Genomic DNA, 23,059 nt, shown 5'->3' on the forward strand with positions numbered 1-23,059 from the left:
AGATAGCCTGACCCCATGATCTCGTCCGCCGGGGCCGGCCGTTTCGGAGCGGTGGTGACCGCCATGGTCACCCCGTTCGACGACGCCGGCATCCTGGACGTCGACGGCGCCGTCACCCTGGCGCGCTGGCTGACCGCCCACGGCAGCGACGGGCTGGTGGTGGCGGGCACGACCGGCGAGGGGCCGGTGCTCTCCGACGCCGAGCTGGGGGAGTTGTGGCGTGCCGTGTCCGAGGCCGTCACCGTCCCGGTGATCGCCGGCACGGGCTCCAACGACACCCGACACTCCATCGAGTGCACGAAGCTGGCCGCGGACGCCGGCGCGGCCGCAGCCCTGGTCGTCACCCCGTACTACTCGCGCCCGTCGCAGGCCGGCCTGGCGGCGCACTTCGCGGCGGTGGCGTCGGCGACCGCCCTGCCGGTGTTGCTCTACGACATCCCGGTGCGCGCCGGCCGCAAGATCGCCCACGACACCATGGTGCACCTGGCGCGCGACGTGCCCACCATCGTCGGCGTGAAGGACGCCGCGGGTGACCCGGCGGCGTCGGCCCGTGTGGTCGCCGAGACGCCCGACGGCTTCGAGCTCTACAGCGGCGACGACGCGCTGACGCTCCCGCTCCTGGCGGTCGGCGCCGTGGGCGTCGTGAGCGTGGCGTCGCATTGGGCCGGGAGCGAGATGGGGGACGTGGTGGCGGCCTTCGCCAAGGGGGACGCCGACGGCGCCCGCATGGCGAATGCGGCGTTGTTCGAATCCTACGACTTCGAGTCGAGCGAGGCCTTCCCGAACCCGCTGCCGGCGAAGGCCGCCTGCCGCGTGCTCGGGCTGCCGGTCGGCCAGTGCCGGCTGCCACTCGGCGTCGCACCGCCCGAGCTCGAGGAGCGGGCGCGTGGCGTGCTGCGCCGTCTCGGGCGGGACGTGCGCACCGCTGCCGGTGCGAGCGTTGGCGGCTCTGTTGGCTGACCCGGTCCGCATCACCTTTCTCGGCGGCCTGGGGGAGATCGGTCGCAACTGCGCGTGCATCGAGTCGGGCGGTCGCATCGTCGTCCTCGACTGCGGCGTCATGTTCCCGGAGCCCGACATGCCCGGGATCGACCTCGTCCTCCCCGACCTGTCCTACCTGCGCGACCATGCCGACGCCGTGGAGGCGGTGGTGCTCACCCACGGGCACGAGGACCACACCGGCGGCCTCGCCTTCTTGCTGCGGGACCTGTCGGTCCCCGTCTACGGATCGGCGCTGACGCTGGGCTTGGCCCGCAACCGGGTGGAAGAGGCGGGCCTCGAGGACCGGGCGACCTTCATCGAGGTCACCGACGGTTCGCGCCTGGCCATCGGCCCTTTCGAGGTGGAGTTCATCCCCGTGACGCACTCCGTGCCCCACGGCTTCGCCACTGCGTTCCACACCCCGCAGGGGGTCATCCTGCACTCGGGTGACTTCAAGATCGACCTGACGCCCGTGGACGGACGGCTCACGGACCTGGCGCGCATCGGCGCGCTGGCCGAGGGCCCCGGCGTGCGGCTGCTGCTGTCGGACTCCACCAACGCCGAGGAGCCCGGGTTCACCGAGACCGAGACAGCGGTGGGTGCCACCCTGCTGCGGCTGTTCCAGGCGCACGCCGGCCAGCGCCTGGTGGTGACGTGCTTCGCCAGCCACATCCACCGAGTGCAGCAGGTCATCGAGGCCGCCATCGCCACCGGGCGCAAGGTGGCCACCCTGGGCCGCTCCATGGCCAAGAACGTGGAGCTGGCCCGCCGGCTCGGCATCCTCGACATCCCCGCCGAGGCCTTCGTCGACGTCCAGCGCGTCGACGACATGGACCCGGGGAGCGTGTGCGTGGTGTCGACGGGCTCCCAGGGCGAGCCACTCTCCGCCCTCGCCCTCATGGCCGCCGGTGAGAGCAAGTGGTTGAAGCTGCGCGACGGCGACGTCGTGGTCATCAGCGCGCACCCGATCCCCGGCAACGAGTGGGCGGTCGGTCGGGTGATCGACGGCCTGCACCGTCGCGGCGCCGAGGTGATCCATACCGGCGTGGAGCCCGTGCACGTGAGCGGCCACGCCCGCCAGGGCGAGCTCAAGATCCTGTTGTCGGTGGCCAAGCCCGAATGGTTCATCCCCGTGCACGGCGAGTACCGGCACCTGGTGAACCACGTCCGGCTGGCGACGCGTATGGGCGTCGACGAGGACAAGGCCCTGTTGTGCGAGGACGGCGACTCGGTGGTGCTCGGCGACAAGGGCCTGCGCCGGGGTGACTCGGTACCGGCCGGCTTCCTCTACGTCGACGGGACCGTGGGCGACGTGGGCCACGGGGTCCTGCGCGATCGCCGGCTGCTCGCCGAGGAAGGTGTGGTCGTGGTGGTCGCCACCGTCGACCCGCACGCCGGCGAGGTCGTGGGCGCCCCCGAGATCATCACGCGGGGCTGGGTGCACGCCCCCGAGGCCGAGGAGCTGCTCGGCGAGGCGAGCGACGTGGTGCGCTCCGCCCTCGAGCAGGCGTTGGCCGACGGCGCCACCGACCACGAGATCCTCCGTCGGGCCGCCCGGCGGGCGCTGGGCAAGCTCGTGGGGGAGCGGACCCGGCGCCGCCCCATGATCGTCCCCGTCGTCGTCACCGTCTGAGAACAGCCGGCCCACCCGGTCCGGCCGGGCCCGTCGTGCCGGCCGCCCCGCCCCGCCCCACCACCTCGTTCCGCCCCGCTGCTTCGGAACCCGGCCGCAGGCCGGCGACGGTCCTCGGGCGGGCCTGGGGCGGCTGTTAGCGTTGGGGTCATTGTGGTGACGACCAAGCGCCGTCCGGGGAGTGCGCGCCCCGCCTCCCGTTCGGCAGCCGGTGGACGCCGGCCCACGCGCGGCGCCACGTCGCGCGCCGGGACCGCCCGAAAGCGCGCCACCACCAGGCGACGGGCCCGTACGACGTCCCCGGCCTGGCTGCGCGCCGCGGCCACGGTGCTGCAGGGCCACGCCGAGGACGCCTGGGGGATCGCCCTCGTCACGGTCGGGATCCTGGGTGCCCTGGCCATCTACGCCAACGCCCTCGGCCCGGTGGGCCACGGGGTGCGCCATGCCTTCGGCGCGGTGCTCGGCGTCGGCCGCTTCCTGGTCCCGCCGGCGTGCGGTGCGGCCGGGGGCCTCCTCGTCGCCGGCCGTCCACGGTACGAGCCGGTACGGTCGGGGATCGGGCTGGCCCTGGCGCTGGCCGGCGTCGCCGGCCTCGCCGGCCTCGCCGGTGGCGCGCCGCGGATCACCGCATCGGCCACGCGCCTCGCCGGCGCCGGCGGGTGGATCGGCGCGGCCGTGGGCAACCCTCTGCGATCAGGCCTCGGGGACTGGGGCGCCACCGTGGTCCTGCTGGCTCTCGTCACGTTGGCCCTGGTGCTGTTCACCGGGGTGACACTGCGGGCCGCCCTCCGGGGGACGGCCGCGGCGGCCTCGGAGCTGTGGCACCTGATGGTCCCCGACAGCGACGGCGACGACGACGACTCGACGAGCGACGACTCGACGAGCGACGCCGACGGCGCCGCCGCGGCACGGCCGGCCAAGGGGCAGCGGCAGCTCTTCGACTTCGACCAGTCCGGCCCGGCGGAGCCGGTCGTCCCTGCCACCGTGCTCGCCCGCCCCCCGGCGCCGGACCCCAACGTCGACCCCGACGCGGATCGCTCCGACGGCACCGCACCCGACACCAGGCATGCCGAGGCTCCCGACGAGGTGGCGGGAGAAGCCGCCGCCTTCACCGCGCCCGCGTCGGCGCCCGCGGCGCCCGCGCTCGGCGCTCCGCTGCGGATGGAGGCCGACGCCGCCGCGGGGGAGTGGCACCTGCCCCCCCTCGAGCTCCTGGCGCGGTCGAAGCCCCAGGAGTTCGACCGCGCCGAGATCGTCGCCGCGGGGCAAGCCCTCGTGACGTCCCTGGCGGCCCACGGCGTCGAGACGCGCCTGGTCGGCCACACCGTCGGGCCGACGGTGACGAGGTTCGAGCTCGAGCTCGGGCCCGGGGTCAAGGTGGCGCGGGTGACGAGCCTGGCGAAGGACATCGCCTACGCCATGGCGTCGGCGGACGTGCGCATCCTCGCCCCCATCCCCGGGAAGTCCGCCATCGGCGTGGAGGTCCCGAACCGCCGCCGGCAGCTCGTCACGCTCGGCGACGTTCTGGCCTCCGACGAGGCACGGAAGGCGACGCACCCGCTCGAGGTCGCGCTCGGTCGCGACATCGCGGGCCGGCCCGTGATGGTGAACCTGGCCGACATGCCCCACATCCTCATCTCCGGCGCCACCGGGGCCGGGAAGTCGTCGTGCATCAACTCTCTGCTGACCTCGGTGATGATGCGGGCCACGCCCGAGCAGCTGCGCCTCATCCTCGTGGACCCCAAGCGCGTGGAACTCGGCCAGTACAACGGCCTGCCCCACCTGCTCACCCAGGTCGTCGTCGACCCCAAGAAGGCGGCCAACGCGTTGGCGTGGGCGGTGACCGAGATGGAGCGTCGCTACGACGTGCTCGCCGAGGCGGGGATGCGTGACATCACCGGCTACAACGCCGCCATCGAGCGCGGGGAGCTCGAGGACGACGGGGCCGGAGTGCCCGACGACGATGCCGACACCGCCGACGACCTTGTCGACGACCTCGACCGGCGCGACGACGCCGCCAGCGCCGAAGCCGATGCCCACGCCCGGGCCGTGGCGCGTGTCGCCGAGTCGCGGGAAGCGGTGGCACCCACCGTGCAGCGCGAGCGCCTCCCCTTCGTGCTGGTGGTCGTGGACGAGCTGAACGACCTCATGATGGTGGCGGCCCGCGACGTCGAGGAGTCGGTGTGCCGGATCGCCCAGATGGCGCGGGCCGTGGGCATCCACCTCGTCCTGGCCACACAGCGGCCGTCGGTCGACGTCATCACCGGGGTGATCAAGGCGAACGTCCCGTCGCGGCTGGCCTTCTCGGTGTCCTCGCTCGCCGACAGCCGGGTCATCCTCGACCAGCCCGGGGCCGAGCGCCTGATCGGCAAGGGCGACATGCTGCTGCTCACGGCGTCGTCGTCGGTGCCGCGCCGGATCCAAGGCCCGTGGGTGGCCGAGAGCGAGGTGCGATCGGTGGTGGCGCACTGGCAGCGCCAGCGCAATCCCGAGTATGTGGCCGGCATCGCCGGCGGGGACGGGCCCACCACGGGCGGAGGTGCCTTCGACGACGACGACGACCTGCTCCCGGCGGCCATGGAGCTGGTCGTGCGCTCTCAGCTAGGGTCCACGTCGATGCTGCAGCGCAAGCTCCGGGTCGGCTTCTCGCGGGCGGGGCGACTGATGGACCTCCTCGAGCGGCGCGGGGTGGTGGGGCCGTCGGAAGGGTCCAAGGCCCGGGCGGTGCTCATGACGACCGACGAGCTCGAGGAGCTGTCCGACCGTTAGGCCCGTGGCCCGTCGCAGCGGCCGGCACAGTCGCAGGGCCCACGCGGCCGCGGAGCCGGACGGCGGGACGTCCGCCCCGACCACCGCCGCCGCTCGAACCACCGCCACCGCCACCGCCACCGCCACCAGCACCAGCACCAGCACCAGCACCAGCGCGCCGCCAGCGCCTGCGCCCGTTCTCGTGACGGACGGCGACGGGCTCGAGGCGGGCGTCGTCGACCACGCCGACGTCGGCACGTCGGCGGCACCCCTCGCCCTGCTGGCCCGGGAACCCGCCGCACCCGCGGCACCCGCGGCGGCACCCGACGGCGCAGTGGCAGGGGTGATCGCCAGCGGCGCCCCCCCGCCCGGCCCGGTGCTCCCGGCGTTGCCCGGCCGGTCCCGGCACCGGGCGTGGGCGGCGCCCGCAGTGCTCGTGAGCGTCGTGGTGGCGCTTGCCGCGGTGCAGTTGGCGCGGCCCGCCCCCACACCGACGTGGCACGGCGCCCTGCACGTGGCTTCGCCCGTCAGCGGGAGCGCACCGGCACTGCCGTGGCCCGCCACGGGCGGGGCGGCGGTGGCGGTCCCCGCGCTGGGGCTCATGATCCAGTCCGGGCCCGAGCCCGCCGTGCCCATCGCCAGCCTGGCCAAGCTCATGACCGCCTACCTGACGCTGCACGACCACCCGCTCGCCGCCGGCGACGACGGCCCCGAGATGCAGATCACGGCCGCCGACCAGGCCGAGGCGCAGGTCGAGGCGGCCGCCGGCGCCACGACCGTGCCCGTGGAGGAAGGGGAGGCGCTGACCGAGCGGCAGATGCTCGACGGGCTCATGGTGCATTCGGCGAACAACCTGGCCGACGTCCTGGCGCGCTGGGACGCCGGGACGGTGCCCGCCTTCGTGGTCAAGATGAACGCCACCGCCGCCGCGCTGGGGATGACCCACACCCACTACGCCGACGCCAGCGGACTGGACCCCGGCACGGCCGGCAACGCCGCCGACGTGCTACGGGTGACCGAAGCGGACATGGCCATGCCGACGTTCGGGGCGGTCGTCGCCCAACCGGCGGTGACCCTGCCGGTGGCGGGCGTCCTCCCCAACTACGTGCAGTCGGTCGGGACCGACGGCATCGTGGGCGTCAAGTCGGGTTTCACCCAGGCCGCCATGGGGTGCCTGGTGCTCGCGGGGGAGCGCGCCGTCAACGGCCGCCCGGTGCTCGTGCTCGCGGCCGTGACCGGACAGACCGGGGCCGACCCGCTGCGAGTCGCCAACCAGGTGGACGTGCAACTCATCGACGCCGTGGCGTCGGGGATGCGCACTGTCGACGTCGTGGAGCCGGGCACCCGGGTGGGGACGGTGACCGCTCCCTGGTCCCCCGCGGGCGTGCCGGCGGTCACCGCCGCCGGCGCGTCGGTGATCGCCTGGCCGGGCCTGCCGGTGCGGGTGCACGTGTGGCGCCGCTCCCTGCGTCCGGGCCTGACGCCGGGCAGCCGCGTGGGGACGGTGTCGGTGTCCGTCGGCGGCGAGCGCGCCGTGCTCCCGGTGCGCGTCACGGGGAGCCTGCGGGGCCCGTCCGTGGCCTGGCGCCTGGCGCGCCGCTGACCGGCGCCCGCGGCGCGGGGCGAGACCCCGCCCGACGGGGGCCGCGACCGGTGGATCCGCAGGCACGGGCAGGCGGGGGCCGCAGGGCCAGGGAGTACCCTGGCAGCCATGCGTGCCCGTGCCCCCGCCTCGGCGGCCAACCTCGGCCCGGGCTTCGACGTGCTGGCGCTCGCGCTCGACCTCTACGTCGAGGTGGAGGTCGACCCGGCCCCGCGCCTCGTGGTCCGGTCCGAGGGCGAGGGCGCCGACCTCGAAGAGGACGCCATGCACCTGGCGGCCCGCGTGGCCATCGACGTGACCGGTCACGACCGCCTCGCCATCACCGTCCGCTCCGCCATCCCCGTGGCACGCGGGCTCGGCTCGTCGGCCGCGCTCGCCGTGGCGGCGGCGGCGGCGGCGGGGTCGAAGGACCCGCTCGGGGTGGCTGCCCGCATCGACGGGCATCCCGAGAACGCGGCGGCCTCGGTCGTGGGCGGGCTGGTGGCGGCGACCATGGTGCGCGGCGCGGTCCGGGCGGTGCGCATGCCGCTCGACGGGGGCCTCGTGTTCGTGGCCATGGTGCCCGACCGCTCGCTGCCCACGGCCAAGGCCCGCCAGGCCCTGCCCCAACAGGTGGGCCGGACCGACGCCACCTTCAACCTGGGCCGGCTGTCGCTGCTCCTCGCCGGGCTGGCGGACCGCTCCCTGCTCATCAGGGAGGCGACCGAGGACCGCCTGCACCAGGACTACCGCAGCCCCCTGTTCCCCGAGGCCCCCCAGCTGCTCGGCCGCCTGGTGGCGGCGGGGGCGCTCGCCTCGTGCTGGTCGGGTGCGGGGCCGACGCTGCTGGGCCTGTGCGACGGCCAGGACGGCGAGCGGGTGCGCTCGGGGGCCGAGGCCGCCATGGAGGAGATCGGGGTCCCCGGCCGTGCCCTGCTGCTGCGGCCCGATGTGGAGGGCCTCATCGTCGAGGGCTCGCCTCACTGAGGCGTCGGCATGGCCCGCACCTTCCACATCCGCACGTTCGGCTGCCAGATGAACGTGCACGACTCCGAGCGGCTGGCGGGGATGCTCATCGCCGACGGGCTCGAGCCGGCGGCGGACGCCGAGCACGCCGACGTCGTCGTGCTCAACACGTGCTGCATCCGCGAGAACGCCGACAACAAGCTCTACGGCCACCTGGGCCACCTGAAGTCGCTGCGCGACCGCCGCCCGGGGATGCAGATCGCGGTGGGAGGCTGCCTGGCCCAGAAGGACGGCGAGGCACTGCGTCGGCGCGCCGGGCACGTCGACGTGGTCTTCGGCACCCACAACCTGGCGCGGGCGCCGGCCCTGCTCCGCCAGGCCGCCGCGGAGGGGCCCGTGGTCGAGGTCCTCGAGGCCGCGCCGCCCGACGACGGCCAGCTCGCCCACGCACTGTCGGCGGCGCGCGACCTCACCTACGCGGCGTGGGTCACCATCCAGACGGGCTGCGACAACTCGTGCGCCTTCTGCATCGTCCCGCAGGTGCGCGGCGCCGAGGTGAGCCGGCCCTTCGACGACGTCGTGGCGGAGGTGGCCGCGCTGGCGGCGCGCGGCGTCACCGACGTCACCCTGCTCGGGCAGAACGTCAACTCCTACGGCCGCGACCTCACACGCCGGCGCCCGTTGTTCTCGGCGCTGCTCCGGGCGGTGGGGGCCGTCGAGGGGGTGCGCCGGGTGCGGTACACGAGCCCGCACCCGAAGGACCTGCGGCCCGAGACCATGGCGGCCATGGCCGAGACACCGGCGGTGTGCGAGCACCTGCACCTGCCGCTGCAGTCGGGCAGCGACCGCGTCCTGAGCGCCATGCGGCGGGGGTACACCGCCGAGCGCTACCTGTCGCGGCTGGCCGCGGCGCGCGCCGCCGTCGACGACCTGGCGGTCACCACCGACATCATCGTGGGGTTCCCCGGTGAGACCGACGACGACTTCGAGCGCACCCTCGAGGTGGCCGCCGAGGCCGCCTACGACAGCGCCTACACGTTCATCTTCTCGCCGCGCCCCGGCACCAGGGCGGCGGCCATGACCGACCGCTTCGTGCCCGGGGACGTCGTGGCCGAGCGCTTCGAGCGCCTGCGCGTGGTGGTGGAGCGCTCCGCCCTGGCGCGTCACCGCGCCCGCATCGGCGGTGTCGAGGAGGTCCTCGTGGAGGGGCCGAGCCGGCGCGACCCCGGGACGGTCACGGGCCGGACGCGGCAGAACAAGCTGGTGCACTTCGCCCCACCGGCCGCCGGCGCCCCGGCCGAGGGTTCCTACGCCGAGGTGCTCGTCCGCGAGGCGGCGCCGCACCACCTCCGGGGCGTCCTGGTGGGCGTCACCGCGCCGGCCCGGCGGCGCATCCGGATCCCCGTCTCGGCCGGGTAGGCCGCGATGCGGCCGCCGCCGGCGACCGCCGCCCGGCGGCACGTGGCGCTGGTGGGCCCGACGGCGTCGGGCAAGTCGGCGCTGGCGCTCGACCTGGCGCGCCGGCGCCCCGAAGCCGAGCTGGTCTCGGTGGACTCCATGGGCGTCTACCGGGGTATGGACATCGGCACGGCCAAGCCCACCGCGGCGGAGCGGGCCGAGGTCCCGTACCACCTGCTCGACCTGGTCGGCCCCGACGAGGAGTTCACCGTCCGCCGCTTCCAGGACGCCGCCCGGGCGGCGTTGACGGCGATCGAGGGGCGCGGGCACCGGGCGCTGCTCGTGGGCGGGACGGGGCTCTACCTCCGGGCGGTGGTCGACCGGCTGGCGGTCCCGGGGCGCTGGCCGGCGGTGGCTGCCGAGCTCCGGGAGGAGGCTGACCGGCCCGGGGGGCTGGAGCGCCTGTACGCCCGGCTGGCCGCCCTCGACCCGGTGGCGGCCGCCCGCACCGAGCCCGGCAACGACCGCCGGGTGGTGCGCGCCCTGGAGGTGACCCTCGGATCGGGCCGGCCGTTCTCGTCGTTCGGCCCCGGGCTCGAGGCCTACCCGCCCACGCCCTTCGTCCTGGTCGGCGTGCGCCCCGACGCGGCCTCGCTCGACGCCCGCATCGAGGCCCGCTTCCGACGGCTGCTCGACGACGGCCTCCTCGAGGAGGTGCGCGCCCTGTCCCGGCTCCCCGGCGGGCTGTCGCGCACCGCCCGCCAGGCGCTCGGCTACCGCGAGCTGCTGGCCCACGTCGAGCACGGGGTCCCCCTCGACCAGGCCGTGGACGAGGCGATCCGTCGGACCCGGGCGTTCGCCCGGCGCCAGTGGGCGTGGTTCCGGCGCGACCCGCGGATCCACTGGCTCGACCCCGACGACGACCCCCCGGCCCAGCTCCTCGGGGTGTGGGACGCTTCGGAGGTGGGAGAATGACGGCGATGCACGCCGGTGGCGTCCTCCACCTCTCCAAGCACCACGGCGCGGGGAACGACTTCCTCGTGGTCCTGGACCCCGACGACAGACGGCCCCTGTCGGCGGCCGAGGCGCGCGCCCTGTGCGACCGGCACCGGGGCATCGGGGCCGACGGCGTGATCCGCGTCGTGCGGGTGGCGGACGCCGGGCCCGGCGCGGGAACGGGCCCGAGCGCCGGTGCGCCGGGCCCCGTGCTGTCGATGGACCTGCGCAACGCCGACGGCGGTGTGGCCGAGATGAGCGGGAACGGCATCCGCTGCATGGTGCAGGCGGCCGTGGACGCCGGGCTGGTGGCGCCCGGTCCGGTCCAGGTGCTCACCCTCGGCGGCCCCCGGACGGTGGACTACGAAGCCGGCCCCGGGGCCGGCGAGGGCCGCGCCCGCGTGGGCATGGGGCCGGCCGTCCTCGGTCCGGAGCTGGCGACGGACCGGCCCGGGGTGCGGTGGGCCCGGCAGGTGGACATGGGCAACCCCCATGTCGTGCTGTTCGGCACGCCCGTCGGGGACGACGTCGTGGCCGCCGTCGGACCCCGCCTGGAGCAGTCGGTGGCGGGCGGGGCCAACGTCGAGTTCGTGTGGCCCGGGCCCCGGCCGGGCGAGCTCACGATGCGGGTCTGGGAGCGGGGCGTGGGAGAGACCTTGGCGTGCGGCACCGGGGCGTGCGCGGCGGCGGCCGCCGCGCACCGCCACGGCGAGGTCGGCCCCCGGGTGCGCGTCCACAGTCCCGGGGGCGTGCTCGACGTCGATGTGGGCGGCGACGAGGTCGCCCTCGCCGGCCCCACGCAGAAGGTCGGCGACGTCACCGTGGACGCCGAGGCCCTGGCGCGGTTGGTCGCAGCGCTTCACGCGCCGTCGCGGCGCGTGGCCGGGACGCCGGCGGCGCCGGCGGACGCGGCGACAGAGGTGGCGGCTCGACCGTGACGCTGATCGAGCGCAGGTTCCGCGAGCGCATCGTGCTCGTGGGCGTGGTGTTCCCCTGGACCTCGGCGGAGACCGTCGACGCCGACCTCGACGAGCTGGCGCTGCTCGTCGGCACCGCCGGCGCGGACGTCGTGGCCCGGGTGGTGCAACGCCGCGACCGGCCCGACCCGGCCACCTTCGTCGGGCGGGGCAAGGCAGAGGAGCTCCACGAGCTGTCCGAGTCCGCCGACGCCGACACGGTGGTGTTCGACGACGAGCTGACCCCCGCACAGCAGCGGAACCTGGAGAAGCTGCTGGGCCGCACGGCCATCGACCGCACCGCGGTGATCCTCGACATCTTCGCCCAGAACGCGCGGTCCCAGGAGGGCAAGGCCCAGGTCGAGCTGGCCCTGCTGCGCTACCGCCTGCCGCGGCTGCGGGGCCGGGGGCGCGAGTTCTCCCAGCAGGCCGGCGGCATCGGCACCCGGGGGCCGGGTGAGACCCAGCTCGAGGTGGACCGGCGCCGCCTGTTGCGGCGCATGACGCGCCTCGAGGTCGACCTGCGCCGGGTGACGGCGACGCGCCGCACCCAGCGGCGGTCGCGGCTGCGGTCCCGCCAGCGCGACGTGAGCCTGGTGGGCTACACCAACGCCGGGAAGTCGACGCTGCTGAACCGCCTCACCGACGCCGGCGTGGTGGTCGAGGACCGTCTGTTCTCGACCCTCGACCCGCGCACGCGCCGCCTGTCGCTCCCCGGGGGCGAGACCGTCCTCGTCTCCGACACCGTCGGCTTCGTGCGGAAGCTGCCGCACCAGCTCGTCGAGGCCTTCCGCTCGACCCTCGAGGTGGTCAGGGAGGCCGACCTCCTCGTGCACGTGGTGGACGCGTCGGCGGCCGAGCCCGAGCTGCAGATCGACGCCGTTCGCACGGTGCTCGAGGAGATCGACGCCGCCGAGGTGCCCGAGCTCCTCGTCGTCAACAAGGCCGACCGGGCGCCGGCCGCGGCGGCCCGGGTGGCGGCGGCGCACGCGGGGTCGGTGGTGCTGTCGGCCCGCACGGGCCAGGGGACCGACGAGCTGCTGCGCGCCCTGGGGGACCGCCTGCGGGGTGCGGACCGGGTGGTCGAGCTCGTGGTCCCCTTCGAGCGCGGCGACGTGCTGGCCGCCGTGCACCGCGAGGGCGAGGTGGTGGGGGAGTCGCACGGCGAGGGCGCCACCGTCGTCCACGTCGTGCTCGACGAGGCCGGCCGGGCCCGCTTCCGCGAGTTCGTGGCGTCGTGAGCACCACCCCGGGGGCCACGGGGCCCGCCGACGCCGGGTTCGCGCCGCCCCCGTACCCCTACGACCGCCTGGCGGCGCTGGCGCGGCGGGCCGACGCCCACCCCGGCGGCGTGGTGGACCTGTCGGTGGGCACCCCCTGCGACGCGCCGCCCGACGCCGTCGTGCGGGCGTTGGCGACGTCGGGGGCCGAACGTGGGTACCCGGCGTCGATCGGCAGCGAGGCGCTGCGCGGGGCGTCGGCGTCGTGGATGGCGCGTCGCTTCGGTGCCGCCGTCGACCCCGCGCAGGTGGCGGCGTGCGTCGGCACCAAGGAGTTCGTGGCCACGACGGCGTGGTTCCTGCGGTTGCGCACACCGGGCCGCGACACCGTGCTGGCGCCGGCCGTGGCGTACCCCACCTACGCCATGGGGGCGCGCCTGGCGGGGTGCCGCCTGGTGGCGGTGCCCGAGGTCGACGGCGGCGGCCTCGACCTGGCCGTCGTCGCCGACGCCGATGCCGAACGGGCGCTGTGCCTGTGGGTCAACAGCCCCGCCAACCCGTCGGGCACGCGCACCGACCTCGGGGCGGCGGCCGCCTGGGGCCGGGCGCGCGGCGTGCCGGTGCTCTCCGACGAGTGCTACGCCGAGTTCACCTGGGACGGGGACCCGGCGAGCGTCGTGCAGCACGGCCCCGAGGGCGTGGTGGCCGTCCACTCGCTGTCCAAGCGCTCGAACATGGCGGGCGTGCGCGTCGGCTTCTACGCGGGCGACGGCGACGTCGTCGGGTACCTCTCCGAGGTCCGCAAGCACGCCGGGCTCATGGTGCCCGGGCCCGTGCAGGCCGCCGCCGTGGTCGCCTGGGACGACGACGCCCACGTCGACGAGCAGCGGGCCCGCTACCGACGGCGGCTCGAGCTCCTGGCGCGGACCCTGGGCGCCGCCGGCCTCGACGTCACCCTGCCCGCCGGCGGGTTCTATCTGTGGGTGCCGGTCCCGTCGTGGGCGCAGGCGCGGGGCGCGGCGGAGGGGCGCCCCGGGGCCTGGGTGCTGACCGAGGCCCTCGCCGACGCGGGCGGGGTCCTCGTCAGCCCGGGGGAGTTCTACGGGGAGCGGGCCGCCGGGTTCGTCCGGGTGGCGGCCGTCCAGCCCGACGACCGGCTCCGGCTCGTGGCGCAGCGCCTGGCGTCGTCCACCCACCCGCAGCTCGGTGGGGGGCGCGCCGCGGCGGCGCGCCGGGATGTCGCCGGAAGCGACGGGCCGGGCCGGTAACCTCGGGCGATGGCCGACCTGCCGTCCCAGATCGACGAGCTGTGGGCCCGGGTGGACGAGCTCGGCCCGGCCGACGCCGACGCCCTCGAGATCGTCACGGAGGCCGTCGAGCTCCTCGACCGTGGCGAGGCGCGCGTGGCCGAGGTCGACACCGGGGGTGAGGTCGTCGTCCACGGGTGGCTCAAGACGGCGATACTCCTGCTGTTCCGCCTGCGCGCCATGGAGACGACGGAGCTCGGGCCGTTCGAGTTCGCCGACAAGCTCCCGCTCAAGACGGGCTACGCGGCAGCCGGCGTGCGCGTCGTCCCGGGCGCCTCGGCACGTTGGGGCTCGTTCCTCGACCGCGGCGTGATCCTCATGCCGAGCTACGTCAACATCGGGGCCCGGGTGGGGGCGCAGACCATGGTGGACACGTGGGCGACGGTGGGGTCGTGCGCGCAGATCGGGGCCCGCGTGCACCTTTCTGGCGGTGTCGGCATCGGCGGCGTGCTCGAGCCGCCCAACGCCGCGCCCGTCATGGTCGGCGACGACGCCCTGATCGGCAGCCGGAGCATGGTGACCCAGGGCGCCCGCGTGGGGGAGGGGGCCGTGCTGGGCGAGGGCGTGATCCTCAACCCCGGCATGCCCGTGATCGACGCCGCCACCGGCGATGAGCTCGGCCGGGGGGTGGTGCCGCCGTGGAGCGTGGCCGTGAGCGCGTCGCGGCGGCGCGAGTTCCCCGGTGGGGAGTTCTTCCTGCCCTGTGTCCTCGTGATCAGGCGGCTCGAGCCCGGCGAGCGCCACGACAAGGCCAAGCTCGAGGCGGTGCTGCGCGAGCACCAGGTCGCCACCTGACCGGCCGAGCCACGGGCCCGACGTGACCGACCTGCTCGCCCTGGCGGCGGAGCTCGTCGCCATCCCCTCGGTGAGCCACCACGAGGCCGTGCTGGCCGACCGCGTGGAGGCCGAGCTGCGCGCCGGCGCGCACCTCGAGGTCGACCGGGTCGGGGACACGGTGGTGGCCCGCACGCGGCTCGGCCGGGAGCGGCGCGTCGTGCTCGCCGGCCACCTCGACACCGTGCCACCCTTCGGTGACGGGGGACCACGCGTCGAGGGCGACGTGCTGTGGGGCCTGGGCGCGGTGGACATGAAAGGCGGGCTGGCCGTGCTCCTCGACCTGGCCCGGTCGGTCGCCGAGCCCGGCGTCGACGTGACGTACGTGCTCTACAGCTGCGAGGAGGTGGAGCGCCGGCACAGCGGCCTCGGTCGCCTGGCGGCGACGCGTCCCGATCTGTTGGCCGCCGACGCCGCCGTCCTGGGCGAGCCCACCGGCGGTGTCGTGGAGGCGGGGTGCCAGGGGACGATGCGCGCCGTCGTCTCGATCGGCGGCCGGCGGGCGCACACGGCGAGGCCGTGGACGGGTGTCAACGCCGTGCACAGGCTCTCCCCGTTCCTCGACGCGCTGGCGCGCTACGAGCCCCGGAGCGTGGTGCTCGACGGCTGCGAGTACACCGAACAGCTCCAGGCGGTGGGTGTCGAGGGCGGTGTCGCCGGGAACGTCGTCCCCGATCGGGCCACGCTCACCGTGAACTACCGCTTCGCCCCCGACCGCGACACCGCGGCCGCCACCGCGGGCCTGCTGGCACTGCTCGGCCCGGGCGTGGACGCGGCCGCCGGTGACTCGTTCGAGGTGGTGGACGCCGCCCCCGGCGCGCCGCCGGCGCTCGGCCACCCGGTCCTGGCCGCCCTGGTGGCGGCCACGGGGACCCCCCCGCGGGCCAAGGTCGGGTGGACCGACGTGGCCACCTTCGGCGAGATCGGCGTGGCCGCCACGAACTTCGGCCCCGGGGACCCGCTCCTCGCCCACACGCCCGACGAGCGCGTGTCGCGCCACCAGCTCGAGCAGGCGCGTGACGTCCTGGCCACCATGCTGGACGCTGCCGGCCGATCCCCGTCGGGGCCGCCCGGAAGGCGACGGCCGAGGCCGTGACGGCGCGCCGGCGACCGGGTGATCGGGTGGCGCCCGGTCAGAGCCGGCGCAGCACCGTGACGACGCGCCCGTAGACCGTCACCTCGTCGCGGCCGAACTCCATGGGGGACAACGCGCTGTTGGCGGGGGAGAGCACGATCTTCGCGCGGCGGCGGGCGAACGTCTTGACCGTGGCCTCGTCGCCGGGGATGCCGGCCACCACCACGTCGCCGTTCTCGGCGTCGGGCTGCTGGCGCACGACGACGTAGTCGCCGTCGAAGATGCCCGCCTCGATCATGGAGTCGCCCCGCACGCGCAGCATGAACACCGATCCGGTTCCCGTGAAGTCCTCGGGCAAGGGGAGCAGTTCCTCCACGTTCTCGCTGGCGAGCACCCCGGTGCCGGCCGCCACGTCTCCCAGCAGGGGCACGTGCCGCACGGGCCGGGCCGCCATGGCGGCCCGCGAGGAGGGGTCGAAGCGCACTTCCATGGCACGGGGTTTGGTCGGGTCCCGGCGCAGGTAGCCCTCGCGCTGGAGCACCGCCAGGTGGGCGTGGACCGTGGACGACGACGTCAGGCCGACGGCCTCGCCGATCTCGCGTACCGACGGCGGATAGCCGCGTTCGCGCAGGCTGTTGCCGATGAACTCGAGGATCTCGAGCCGCTTGCCCGTCAACGCCTCCGCCATGTGCCGTCTCCTCACGGGACCGTGCTCGGGAGTGCGAGCCACCGCCGACCTCACGGGGCGCGCCCGAGCGCACCGAACACCAGTTCGTGACACCGTACCCCGACGGGCCGCCGGGGGCAAACACCTGTTCGCCGGTCCGGGCGCCACGGCCCGGGTGGGCGGTGTCACAGCCCCCTGTCACGATGCCGGCGTGGATCGATCAGCACGACGACGGCGGCCGCCCCGGGCGCGCCGGCCCGGGGCGTACCGGCTCCCCCTTGACACGAACACCTGTTCGTGGTGTCATGACGCGATGACGAACATGCGTTCGACCGGTCGGGTCGGGTGGCCGTCGTGACGGCCCTGGCCCTGGCACCGGTCCCGGCAGGGCGGCGTCAGGGGTCCGGTGGTCCGGTGGCGATGCCGTCGTGGCCCGGGTCGTCCGTCCCGCCGGTAGGGCTGTCGGGACCGTGCCGGCCGCTTCACATCCCCGAGGCCGAGGTCCGGTGCCACCCGGCGCGTCCCACGCGCGCCGGGTGCACCACCGGAGTCGGAGTGACCCGGCCGAGCGCCGCGGTCCGGCGCCGGCGGGTCCTCCTCGGGACGGTGGCGGCGGGCCTGATCGCCGCCCTCGCCCTGCCCTGGGGCGGTGCCGGGGGCCAGCCCCTCGCCACCTCCGGTCCCGCCCGGGCGGGGGGAGCGGTCGCCCACCACACCGGCTACGTCGTCCAGCCGGGGGACACGCTGTGGTCGATCGCCGAACGACTCGACCCGTCCGGCGATCCCCGGCCGCTGGTGGCGCAGCTCGCCGCCGAGGTGGGCGGTGACACCGTGGTCCCCGGGGAGCACGTCGTCCTTCCCTGACCGCTCGGAGAGAGCGGCACTACGGTGGGACCGGTGCGGTGTCCGTGGTGTCAGAGTCTCGAGGACAAGGTCGTCGACTCGCGCCTCGCCGAGGACGGCGTCGCCATCCGTCGCCGCCGTGAGTGCCTGTCGTGCAACCGGAGGTTCACCACCTACGAACGCCTCGAAGAGTCGCCGTTGTGGGTGGTCAAGCGCAGCGGGCTGCGGGAGCCCTTCGATCGCGCCAAGGTCGTGGCGGGCGTGCGCGCCGCCACCAAGAACCGTCCGGTCAGCGAAGAGAAGCTCGAGGAGATCGCCCAGCAAGTCGAGGAGTCGCTGCGGGGTGCCGGGGCCGAGGTGACCAGCCAGCAGATCGGTCTGGCCGTCCTGGAGCGCCTGCGCGACGTGGACGACGTGGCCTACCTGCGGTTCGCGTCCGTCTACAAGGGATTCGAGGACCTGGGGGACTTCCAGCGCGAGGTGGGCCTGCTGACCAAGACCACCGAGCCCAAGCGCCGGACCTGACTGCGTGGCGGAGCTGCTCGACGCGGTGCCGGGGATGGTGCTCGCCGTCTACGCGCATCCCGACGACCCCGACGTGTCGTGCGGGGGGACGCTGGCCCGCTGGGCGAGGGCGGGTGCCGAGGTGCACGTCCTCATCTGCACCAACGGGGACAAGGGGAGCGCGGACCCCGCCGAGGACCCTGGAGCGCTGGCCGTCCGGCGCACCGGTGAGGCGGCGGAGGCGGCCGCCGTGCTGGGCCTCGCCGGTCAGCACTTTCTCGGGTACCCCGACGGCGAGTTGGTGGACGACGCGCCCTTCCGGGGCGCCCTGGTGGCCTGGGTGCGCCGGCTCCGACCGCTGACCGTGCTCGGACCGGACCCCACCGCGGTGTTCTTCGGGGAGGACTATTTCAACCACCGCGACCACCGCACGACGGGGTTCGCGCTCCTCGACGCCCTGTCGCCGGCGGCGGCGCTGCCGCACTACTTCCCGGAGGCCGGACCCGCCCACCAGGTGGAGACGGCCCTGCTGTCGGGAACCCTCGAGCCCACGGTGTGGGTGGACGTGACCGCCACCATCGACGACAAGGCGGCCGCCGTCTCGTGTCACCGCAGCCAGTTCGCCGAAAGTGGTGAGTGGGCGCGTCGCGCCGTGCGCGAGCGCGCCGTGGAGGACGGGCGCCGCGCCGGTGTCGCCTACGCCGAGGGCTTCCGTCGCTTGCGGCTCGGTGGCTGAGCGCCCCGGCCCCGAACCCCTCGGCGGGCAGGACGTGCCCGACGCCAGGGCGTGCACCGTCCTGCACGTGGACATGGACTCCTTCTTCGCGTCCGTGGAGGTCCTCGACGACCCGTTGCTCGCGGGGCGGCCGGTGATCGTCGGCGGCGCCGGCGCTCGCGGGGTGGTGGCGTCGTGCACCTACGAGGCGCGCGCCTACGGGATCCATTCCGCCATGCCCTCGGTGGAGGCCAGGCGGCGATGCCCGGACGCGGTGTTCCTGTCGGGCCGCTTCGGGCGGTACACAGAGGTGAGCGAGCAGTTGCACGCCGTGCTCCGCCGCTTCTCGCCGGTGGTGGAGGGCATCGCCCTCGACGAGGCGTTCCTGGACGTGGCCGGGGCGCGCCGGCTCCTCGGGGAGCCCTGCGACATCGCCCACGCCATTCGCCGGGACGTGCGCAACGACCTGCACATGGACTGTGCGGTGGGCGTGGCCCGCACCAAGGTGCTGGCCAAGCTGGCGTCGCGCGCCGCCAAGCCGGTGCCGTCCCCGTCCGGGCCCCGGCCCGGCCCGGGCGTCGTCACGGTGCTGCCCGCCGACGAGCTGGCGTTCCTCCATCCCCTGCCCGTGCGTGCCCTGTGGGGCGTGGGGCCCGCCACCGCCCGCCGCCTCGAGGGGCTCGGGGTCGTCACCGTCGGCGACCTCGCCCGCCTCCCCGCCGATTCACTGTGCCGGTCGGTGGGCGAGGCCAACGGACGGCTCCTGGCCGCCCTCGCCCGCGGCGACGACCACCGACCGGTGGTGCCGAGCCGCGCCGTCAAGTCGGTCGGTCACGAGGAGACCTTCGCGGTCGACCTCCACAGCCACGCGGACCTGCACCGCCATGTGGTGCGCATGGCCGACGCCGTCGGCACGCGCCTGCGGGAGGCGGGCCTCGGTGGGAGGACGGTGACGGTCAAGGTCCGCTTCGGCGACCGGTCCACCGTCACCCGCTCGCACACGGTGGGCGCGCCCGTCGACTCCCCCCGCGTGCTCGGGGCCGTCGCCGGGGCCCTCCTCGACCTGGTCGAGGTGTCGGTGGGAGTCCGCCTCCTCGGGGTGTCGGTGTCGGCGCTCGTCGAGGGCGGCGCGCCGGGCCTGCAGCTCTCCTTCGAGGACGGACCCGCACCCTCCGACCCGGCGCCGGCCGACGCCCGGCATCCCGCCTGGCGGGAGGTCGAGGCCGCGGTGTCGGGGATCCGGGCCCGCTACGGCCACGCCTCGGTGGGGCCGGCGGCCCTGGTGGGACGGCACGGGCTGGTCGTCAAGCAGCGGGGCGACACCCAGTGGGGACCGGGCGAGGAGCTGCCCGAGGACGGAGAGGGCCGGTGAGTGACGCCCCACGGGCGTCGGCCGCCACGTTCGTCGACGGCCCACGAGCTCCCCGCGTGGGGTCGCCGCCCGGGGCGTCTGTGCCTCGGAGGTGCCTCGGGCGCGCAGGACCCGGCCCGAGAACACCCCGGGCGCCGTTGTCAGGCCTGCCGTCCGTGCCTAAGATTGAGCTTTGCACGCCACGTCACGACGCGGCCGGAAGGGGGTGAGCGTGCCACTCTCCGAGCATGAGCAACGCGTGCTCCAGGAACTGGAGCAGGCGTTGTACCAACAGGACCCGGCCTTCGCCGACCGCGTCCGCTCGGAGAGCGTCTACCGCTACGCGGGCCGCTACCTGAAGTGGTCGGTCGCCGGATTCGTCGTCGGCCTGGCCGTCATGCTCGCGTTCTTCACGACTTCGGTGTTCCTGGGCTTCCTCGGGGTCCTCATCATGTTCGCCTCCCTCGTCACCTTCTGGACCAACGTCCGTCGGATGGGCAAGGCGGGGTGGGAGGACATCGGCCGCTCGTTGCGCGCCGACGGCATCGGCCACGCCGTGAGCGACACCCGCAGCTGGATGCGGGACCGCTTCCGCCGCAACCGGTAGCGCGCCTGACCCGGGGCCGACGGCTGTGCCGCACGGTGCGCCGACGGTGCGGTGCCGCGGGCCCGCCGACGGTGCGGTGCCGCGGGGCCCGCCGACGGTAGGGTGCCGCTTCGTGGAGCTGTGCCTGGCGATCGACATCGGGGGCACCAAGCTGGCGGCCGGGCTCGTCGCCCGTGACGGCGAGCTGCTCGGCGCGAAGCGGGTGCCCACACCGGCCACCGGCGACGCCGACGAGCTCTTCGGCGTTCTGGCCGGGCTCGTCGGCGCGCTGCTGGACGACCCCGCGGTCCAGGGGACGGGCGACGGCGCCGCGCCCGTGGCGTGCGGCGTGGGGTGCGGCGGCCCCATGGACCTCGTCGCCGGCACCGTGTCGCCCCTCAACATCCCGGCCTGGCGGGAGTTCCCGCTGCGCGCCCGCCTCGAGCGGCTCACCGGCCTGGTCGTCGCCTTGGACAACGACGCCAAGGCGTTCGCGCTCGGCGAAGGGTGGACCGGCGCAGCCAGACAGCACCGCGACTTCATCGCCATGGTGGTGTCCACCGGAGTCGGCGGGGGCGTCGTCGTCGACGGCCGTCTCCTCGACGGCGCGTCGGGCAACGCCGGCCATGTCGGCCACGTGATCGTCGAGCCCGACGGCCGGCATTGCGGGTGCGGGGCACAGGGATGCCTCGAAGCGGAGGCCTCGGGCACCGCCATCGCGGCGATCACCGGGCGGCCGGCGACCGACGCCACCCCCGACGTCGTGGCGCGCACCGGTCGCCTCGTCGGTCGGGCCGTCGCCTCCGTGGTGAGCCTGCTCGACGTCGACCTCGCCGTGGTCGGCGGCTCGGTGGCCCTCGGCTTCGGGGCGCCGTTCTTCGCGGCCGCCAAGGCCGAGCTGCGCGACCGGGCGCAGCTGTCGTTCACCGCCGGCGCCAGCATCGTCCCGAGCGGGCTCGGCGCCGCCGGCCCGCTCGTCGGGGCCGGCGCCGTCGGCTGGCGACAGGCCGACCGGGGACCGGCGGAGGCGTCGTGACGGCCGGGACCGCCGTGGGAGGAGCCCGCCCGGCCACGAGCCCCGCCACCCGGGCGGCCACCGTCGTCCTGTCCGTGGTGGCGGTGCGGCCGTGGCTGTGGCCGTCGGCCGTGGCCGAGGTGGCGCGGCTGGCGGCGCCGGGATGGTGGCGTCGGTGGCCGCCGGTGCCCCTGCCCGACGATGCGCTGTGGAGGTTCCGCATGGAGACCGCCTACGGCGGGGCCGGGGACACGACTCCTGACGCACAGGACGTGGTGTCGTTCCTGACCTGGTGCGGCCGCATGGGACGGTGGCGCCGGCGCTGAGGGGCGGCGCAGCGCCGTCAGTCGGGCGCCGTCAGTCGGGCGCCGTCTGCCGGGGCGATCGTCGCGGGCCCGGGGTAGCCTCGTCGTGATGTTGGCCAGGGAAGCCGGCGCCAAGGGGGCGAACCGAGCCCTCGTGCTCAACGCCACCTTCGAGCCGCTCGGGCTCGTCTCCACGCGCCGCGCACTGCTCCTCGTGCTCGCCACCAAGGCCGAGCTGGTCCACGCCACCGAGCAGGTCTTCCGCTCCGAGCGCACCGCCTTCCCGGAGCCCTCGATCGTGCGCCTCGCCCGCTATGTCCGGGTTCCCCATGACCGGACGGTGGCGGTGAACAGGCGCACGGTGTTCGCCCGCGACGGCCACCGCTGCCAGTACTGCGGGCTGGCGGCCGAGAGCATCGACCACGTCATGCCGCGCAGCCGGGGCGGCCTGCACGCCTGGGACAACGTCGTGGCCGCCTGCCGCCGCTGCAACACCCGCAAGGAGGACCGCCTGCCGCACGAGGTGGGCCTGGTCCTGCGCACCCAACCGTCCGCCCCTCGCCAGCGCGTCTGGCTGCTCGCCATGAGCGGAGGCGCGCGTGACGAATGGGCGCCCTACCTCGGCGAGCAGTCCCTCACCGCGTGACCGTCCCCCGCGGGGGCGGATGGTCGGTGCAGCCGCGTGCCGGGACGGCCCACGCCCTGCACGAGCCGTGGCCGGCGGCGCCGCTGCGGACGGGGCGCGTCGTGGCGCCGTGCTCGGTGCTCGCCGGCCCCGCCATCGTGCTGGGCAGCACCCAGGGCCCCGACGTGGTCGACACGGCGCGCGCCGCGGCGCGCGGCACCGACGTCGTCCGCCGCGGCTCGGGGGGTGGGGCGGTCGTGGTGGCGCCCGGCGCCCAGGTGTGGATCGACGTGTGGCTGCCCCGTGACGACGTGCTGTGGGACGACGACGTGGTGCGGTCCTCGCGCTGGCTGGGAGAGGCGTGGGCCCGCGCGCTCGGCGCGTTGGGCGTGGTGGGCCTGCAGGTGCACACGGGCCGGGCCACGCGCTCGGACTGGGGCGGGCTCGTGTGCTTCGCCGGGCTCGGGCCGGGGGAGGTGACCGCCCACGGCGCCAAGCTGGTGGGCATCGCCCAGCGGCGGGTGCGCGCCGGCGCCCGCCTGCACTCGCTGGTGCCGCTCACCTGGCAGCCGTCGTCGGTGACGGAGCTCCTGGCGCTCGGGCCCGAGGGGGCGGGGCGCGCCGAGCGCGAGCTCGCCACCCTCGCCACCGGACTGCGCGCCGTCCTGCCCGGCCCCTGGCGGGAGTCCACCGACGAGGAGATCGTGACGTCGGTGGAGGAGGCCTTCGTGGCGTCGCTGCCCTGACGGCGC

At 75.5% G+C, this 23,059-nt stretch carries 22 protein-coding genes; 21 read left to right on the forward strand and 1 reads right to left on the reverse strand.

Annotated elements, in window-relative coordinates; all coding sequences use genetic code 11:
* Positions 1-15: 15 nt before the first annotated feature.
* The 12 genes from dapA (at position 16) to dapE (ending at position 15,717) form a co-directional block, all read left to right on the forward strand.
* Positions 16-960, forward strand: coding sequence for a 4-hydroxy-tetrahydrodipicolinate synthase (gene dapA / locus VMV22_00860; protein HUY20867.1), 945 nt, complete (start codon positions 16-18; stop codon positions 958-960).
* A complete protein-coding gene (locus tag VMV22_00865) occupies positions 953-2,614 on the forward strand; it encodes a ribonuclease J (GenBank protein ID HUY20868.1) in 1,662 nt (553 codons plus the stop codon). The genes dapA and VMV22_00865 overlap by 8 nt, the downstream gene beginning before the upstream one ends.
* 153 nt (positions 2,615-2,767) lie before the next feature.
* Entirely contained in the window at positions 2,768-5,383 is a 2,616-nt protein-coding gene (locus VMV22_00870; protein HUY20869.1) for a DNA translocase FtsK, read from the forward strand.
* Positions 5,384-5,387: 4 nt separating this feature from the next.
* The gene (locus VMV22_00875; GenBank protein HUY20870.1) at positions 5,388-6,965 is read left to right on the forward strand and encodes a hypothetical protein; all 1,578 of its coding nucleotides are present in this window, start codon (positions 5,388-5,390) and stop codon (positions 6,963-6,965) included.
* Positions 6,966-7,073: 108 nt separating this feature from the next.
* Positions 7,074-7,931 (forward strand): homoserine kinase, encoded by an 858-nt coding sequence (gene thrB, locus VMV22_00880; GenBank protein ID HUY20871.1) that lies wholly within the window; start codon positions 7,074-7,076, stop codon positions 7,929-7,931.
* A gap of 9 nt (positions 7,932-7,940) precedes the next feature.
* Complete coding sequence (miaB, locus tag VMV22_00885; GenBank protein ID HUY20872.1) at positions 7,941-9,329, forward strand: tRNA (N6-isopentenyl adenosine(37)-C2)-methylthiotransferase MiaB; 1,389 nt, start codon at positions 7,941-7,943, stop codon at positions 9,327-9,329.
* Positions 9,330-9,335: 6 nt separating this feature from the next.
* Complete coding sequence (gene miaA, locus VMV22_00890; GenBank protein ID HUY20873.1) at positions 9,336-10,283, forward strand: tRNA (adenosine(37)-N6)-dimethylallyltransferase MiaA; 948 nt, start codon at positions 9,336-9,338, stop codon at positions 10,281-10,283.
* Positions 10,280-11,242: a diaminopimelate epimerase gene (dapF, locus tag VMV22_00895; protein HUY20874.1), complete on the forward strand. Its 963-nt coding sequence runs from the start codon at positions 10,280-10,282 to the stop codon at positions 11,240-11,242. Before miaA ends, dapF begins: the two co-directional genes overlap by 4 nt.
* Positions 11,239-12,501: a GTPase HflX gene (hflX, locus tag VMV22_00900; GenBank protein ID HUY20875.1), complete on the forward strand. Its 1,263-nt coding sequence runs from the start codon at positions 11,239-11,241 to the stop codon at positions 12,499-12,501. Before dapF ends, hflX begins: the two co-directional genes overlap by 4 nt.
* Positions 12,498-13,748: an aminotransferase class I/II-fold pyridoxal phosphate-dependent enzyme gene (locus VMV22_00905; protein ID HUY20876.1), complete on the forward strand. Its 1,251-nt coding sequence runs from the start codon at positions 12,498-12,500 to the stop codon at positions 13,746-13,748. Before hflX ends, VMV22_00905 begins: the two co-directional genes overlap by 4 nt.
* Positions 13,749-13,757: 9 nt before the next feature.
* Positions 13,758-14,582 (forward strand): 2,3,4,5-tetrahydropyridine-2,6-dicarboxylate N-succinyltransferase, encoded by an 825-nt coding sequence (locus VMV22_00910; GenBank protein HUY20877.1) that lies wholly within the window; start codon positions 13,758-13,760, stop codon positions 14,580-14,582.
* A 22-nt stretch (positions 14,583-14,604) separates the two neighbouring features.
* Positions 14,605-15,717 (forward strand): succinyl-diaminopimelate desuccinylase, encoded by a 1,113-nt coding sequence (gene dapE, locus VMV22_00915; protein HUY20878.1) that lies wholly within the window; start codon positions 14,605-14,607, stop codon positions 15,715-15,717.
* Positions 15,718-15,754: 37 nt separating this feature from the next.
* Here the strand turns inward: dapE and lexA are convergent, their stop codons facing one another.
* Positions 15,755-16,384 carry a transcriptional repressor LexA gene (gene lexA, locus VMV22_00920; GenBank protein HUY20879.1) on the reverse strand — a complete coding sequence of 210 codons (630 nt, stop codon included), beginning with the start codon at positions 16,382-16,384 and terminating at the stop codon, positions 15,755-15,757.
* Positions 16,385-16,918: 534 nt separating this feature from the next.
* Here lexA and VMV22_00925 point away from each other — a divergent pair.
* From VMV22_00925 to VMV22_00965, 9 genes are all read left to right on the forward strand, one after another.
* Positions 16,919-17,227, forward strand: a complete 309-nt coding sequence (locus tag VMV22_00925; GenBank protein ID HUY20880.1) for a LysM peptidoglycan-binding domain-containing protein — start codon at positions 16,919-16,921, stop codon at positions 17,225-17,227.
* A gap of 33 nt (positions 17,228-17,260) precedes the next feature.
* On the forward strand, positions 17,261-17,731 hold the full coding sequence (nrdR, locus tag VMV22_00930; protein ID HUY20881.1) for a transcriptional regulator NrdR: 471 nt from the start codon (positions 17,261-17,263) through the stop codon (positions 17,729-17,731).
* Between the two features lie 4 nt (positions 17,732-17,735).
* A complete protein-coding gene (locus VMV22_00935; GenBank protein HUY20882.1) occupies positions 17,736-18,446 on the forward strand; it encodes a PIG-L deacetylase family protein in 711 nt (236 codons plus the stop codon).
* The gene (gene dinB, locus VMV22_00940; GenBank protein ID HUY20883.1) at positions 18,439-19,797 is read left to right on the forward strand and encodes a DNA polymerase IV; all 1,359 of its coding nucleotides are present in this window, start codon (positions 18,439-18,441) and stop codon (positions 19,795-19,797) included. Before VMV22_00935 ends, dinB begins: the two co-directional genes overlap by 8 nt.
* 211 nt (positions 19,798-20,008) lie before the next feature.
* Positions 20,009-20,383 carry a DUF3040 domain-containing protein gene (locus VMV22_00945; GenBank protein HUY20884.1) on the forward strand — a complete coding sequence of 125 codons (375 nt, stop codon included), beginning with the start codon at positions 20,009-20,011 and terminating at the stop codon, positions 20,381-20,383.
* Positions 20,384-20,495: 112 nt separating this feature from the next.
* Positions 20,496-21,398, forward strand: a complete 903-nt coding sequence (locus VMV22_00950; GenBank protein ID HUY20885.1) for an ROK family protein — start codon at positions 20,496-20,498, stop codon at positions 21,396-21,398.
* Entirely contained in the window at positions 21,395-21,703 is a 309-nt protein-coding gene (locus VMV22_00955) for a hypothetical protein (GenBank protein ID HUY20886.1), read from the forward strand. Before VMV22_00950 ends, VMV22_00955 begins: the two co-directional genes overlap by 4 nt.
* Positions 21,704-21,791: 88 nt before the next feature.
* Complete coding sequence (locus VMV22_00960; GenBank protein HUY20887.1) at positions 21,792-22,328, forward strand: HNH endonuclease; 537 nt, start codon at positions 21,792-21,794, stop codon at positions 22,326-22,328.
* Positions 22,325-23,053: a hypothetical protein gene (locus VMV22_00965; protein HUY20888.1), complete on the forward strand. Its 729-nt coding sequence runs from the start codon at positions 22,325-22,327 to the stop codon at positions 23,051-23,053. The genes VMV22_00960 and VMV22_00965 overlap by 4 nt, the downstream gene beginning before the upstream one ends.
* The last annotated feature ends 6 nt before the right edge of the window (positions 23,054-23,059 follow it).

Source organism: Acidimicrobiales bacterium, from assembly GCA_035531755.1.
GTDB lineage: Bacteria > Actinomycetota > Acidimicrobiia > Acidimicrobiales > UBA8190 > DATKSK01.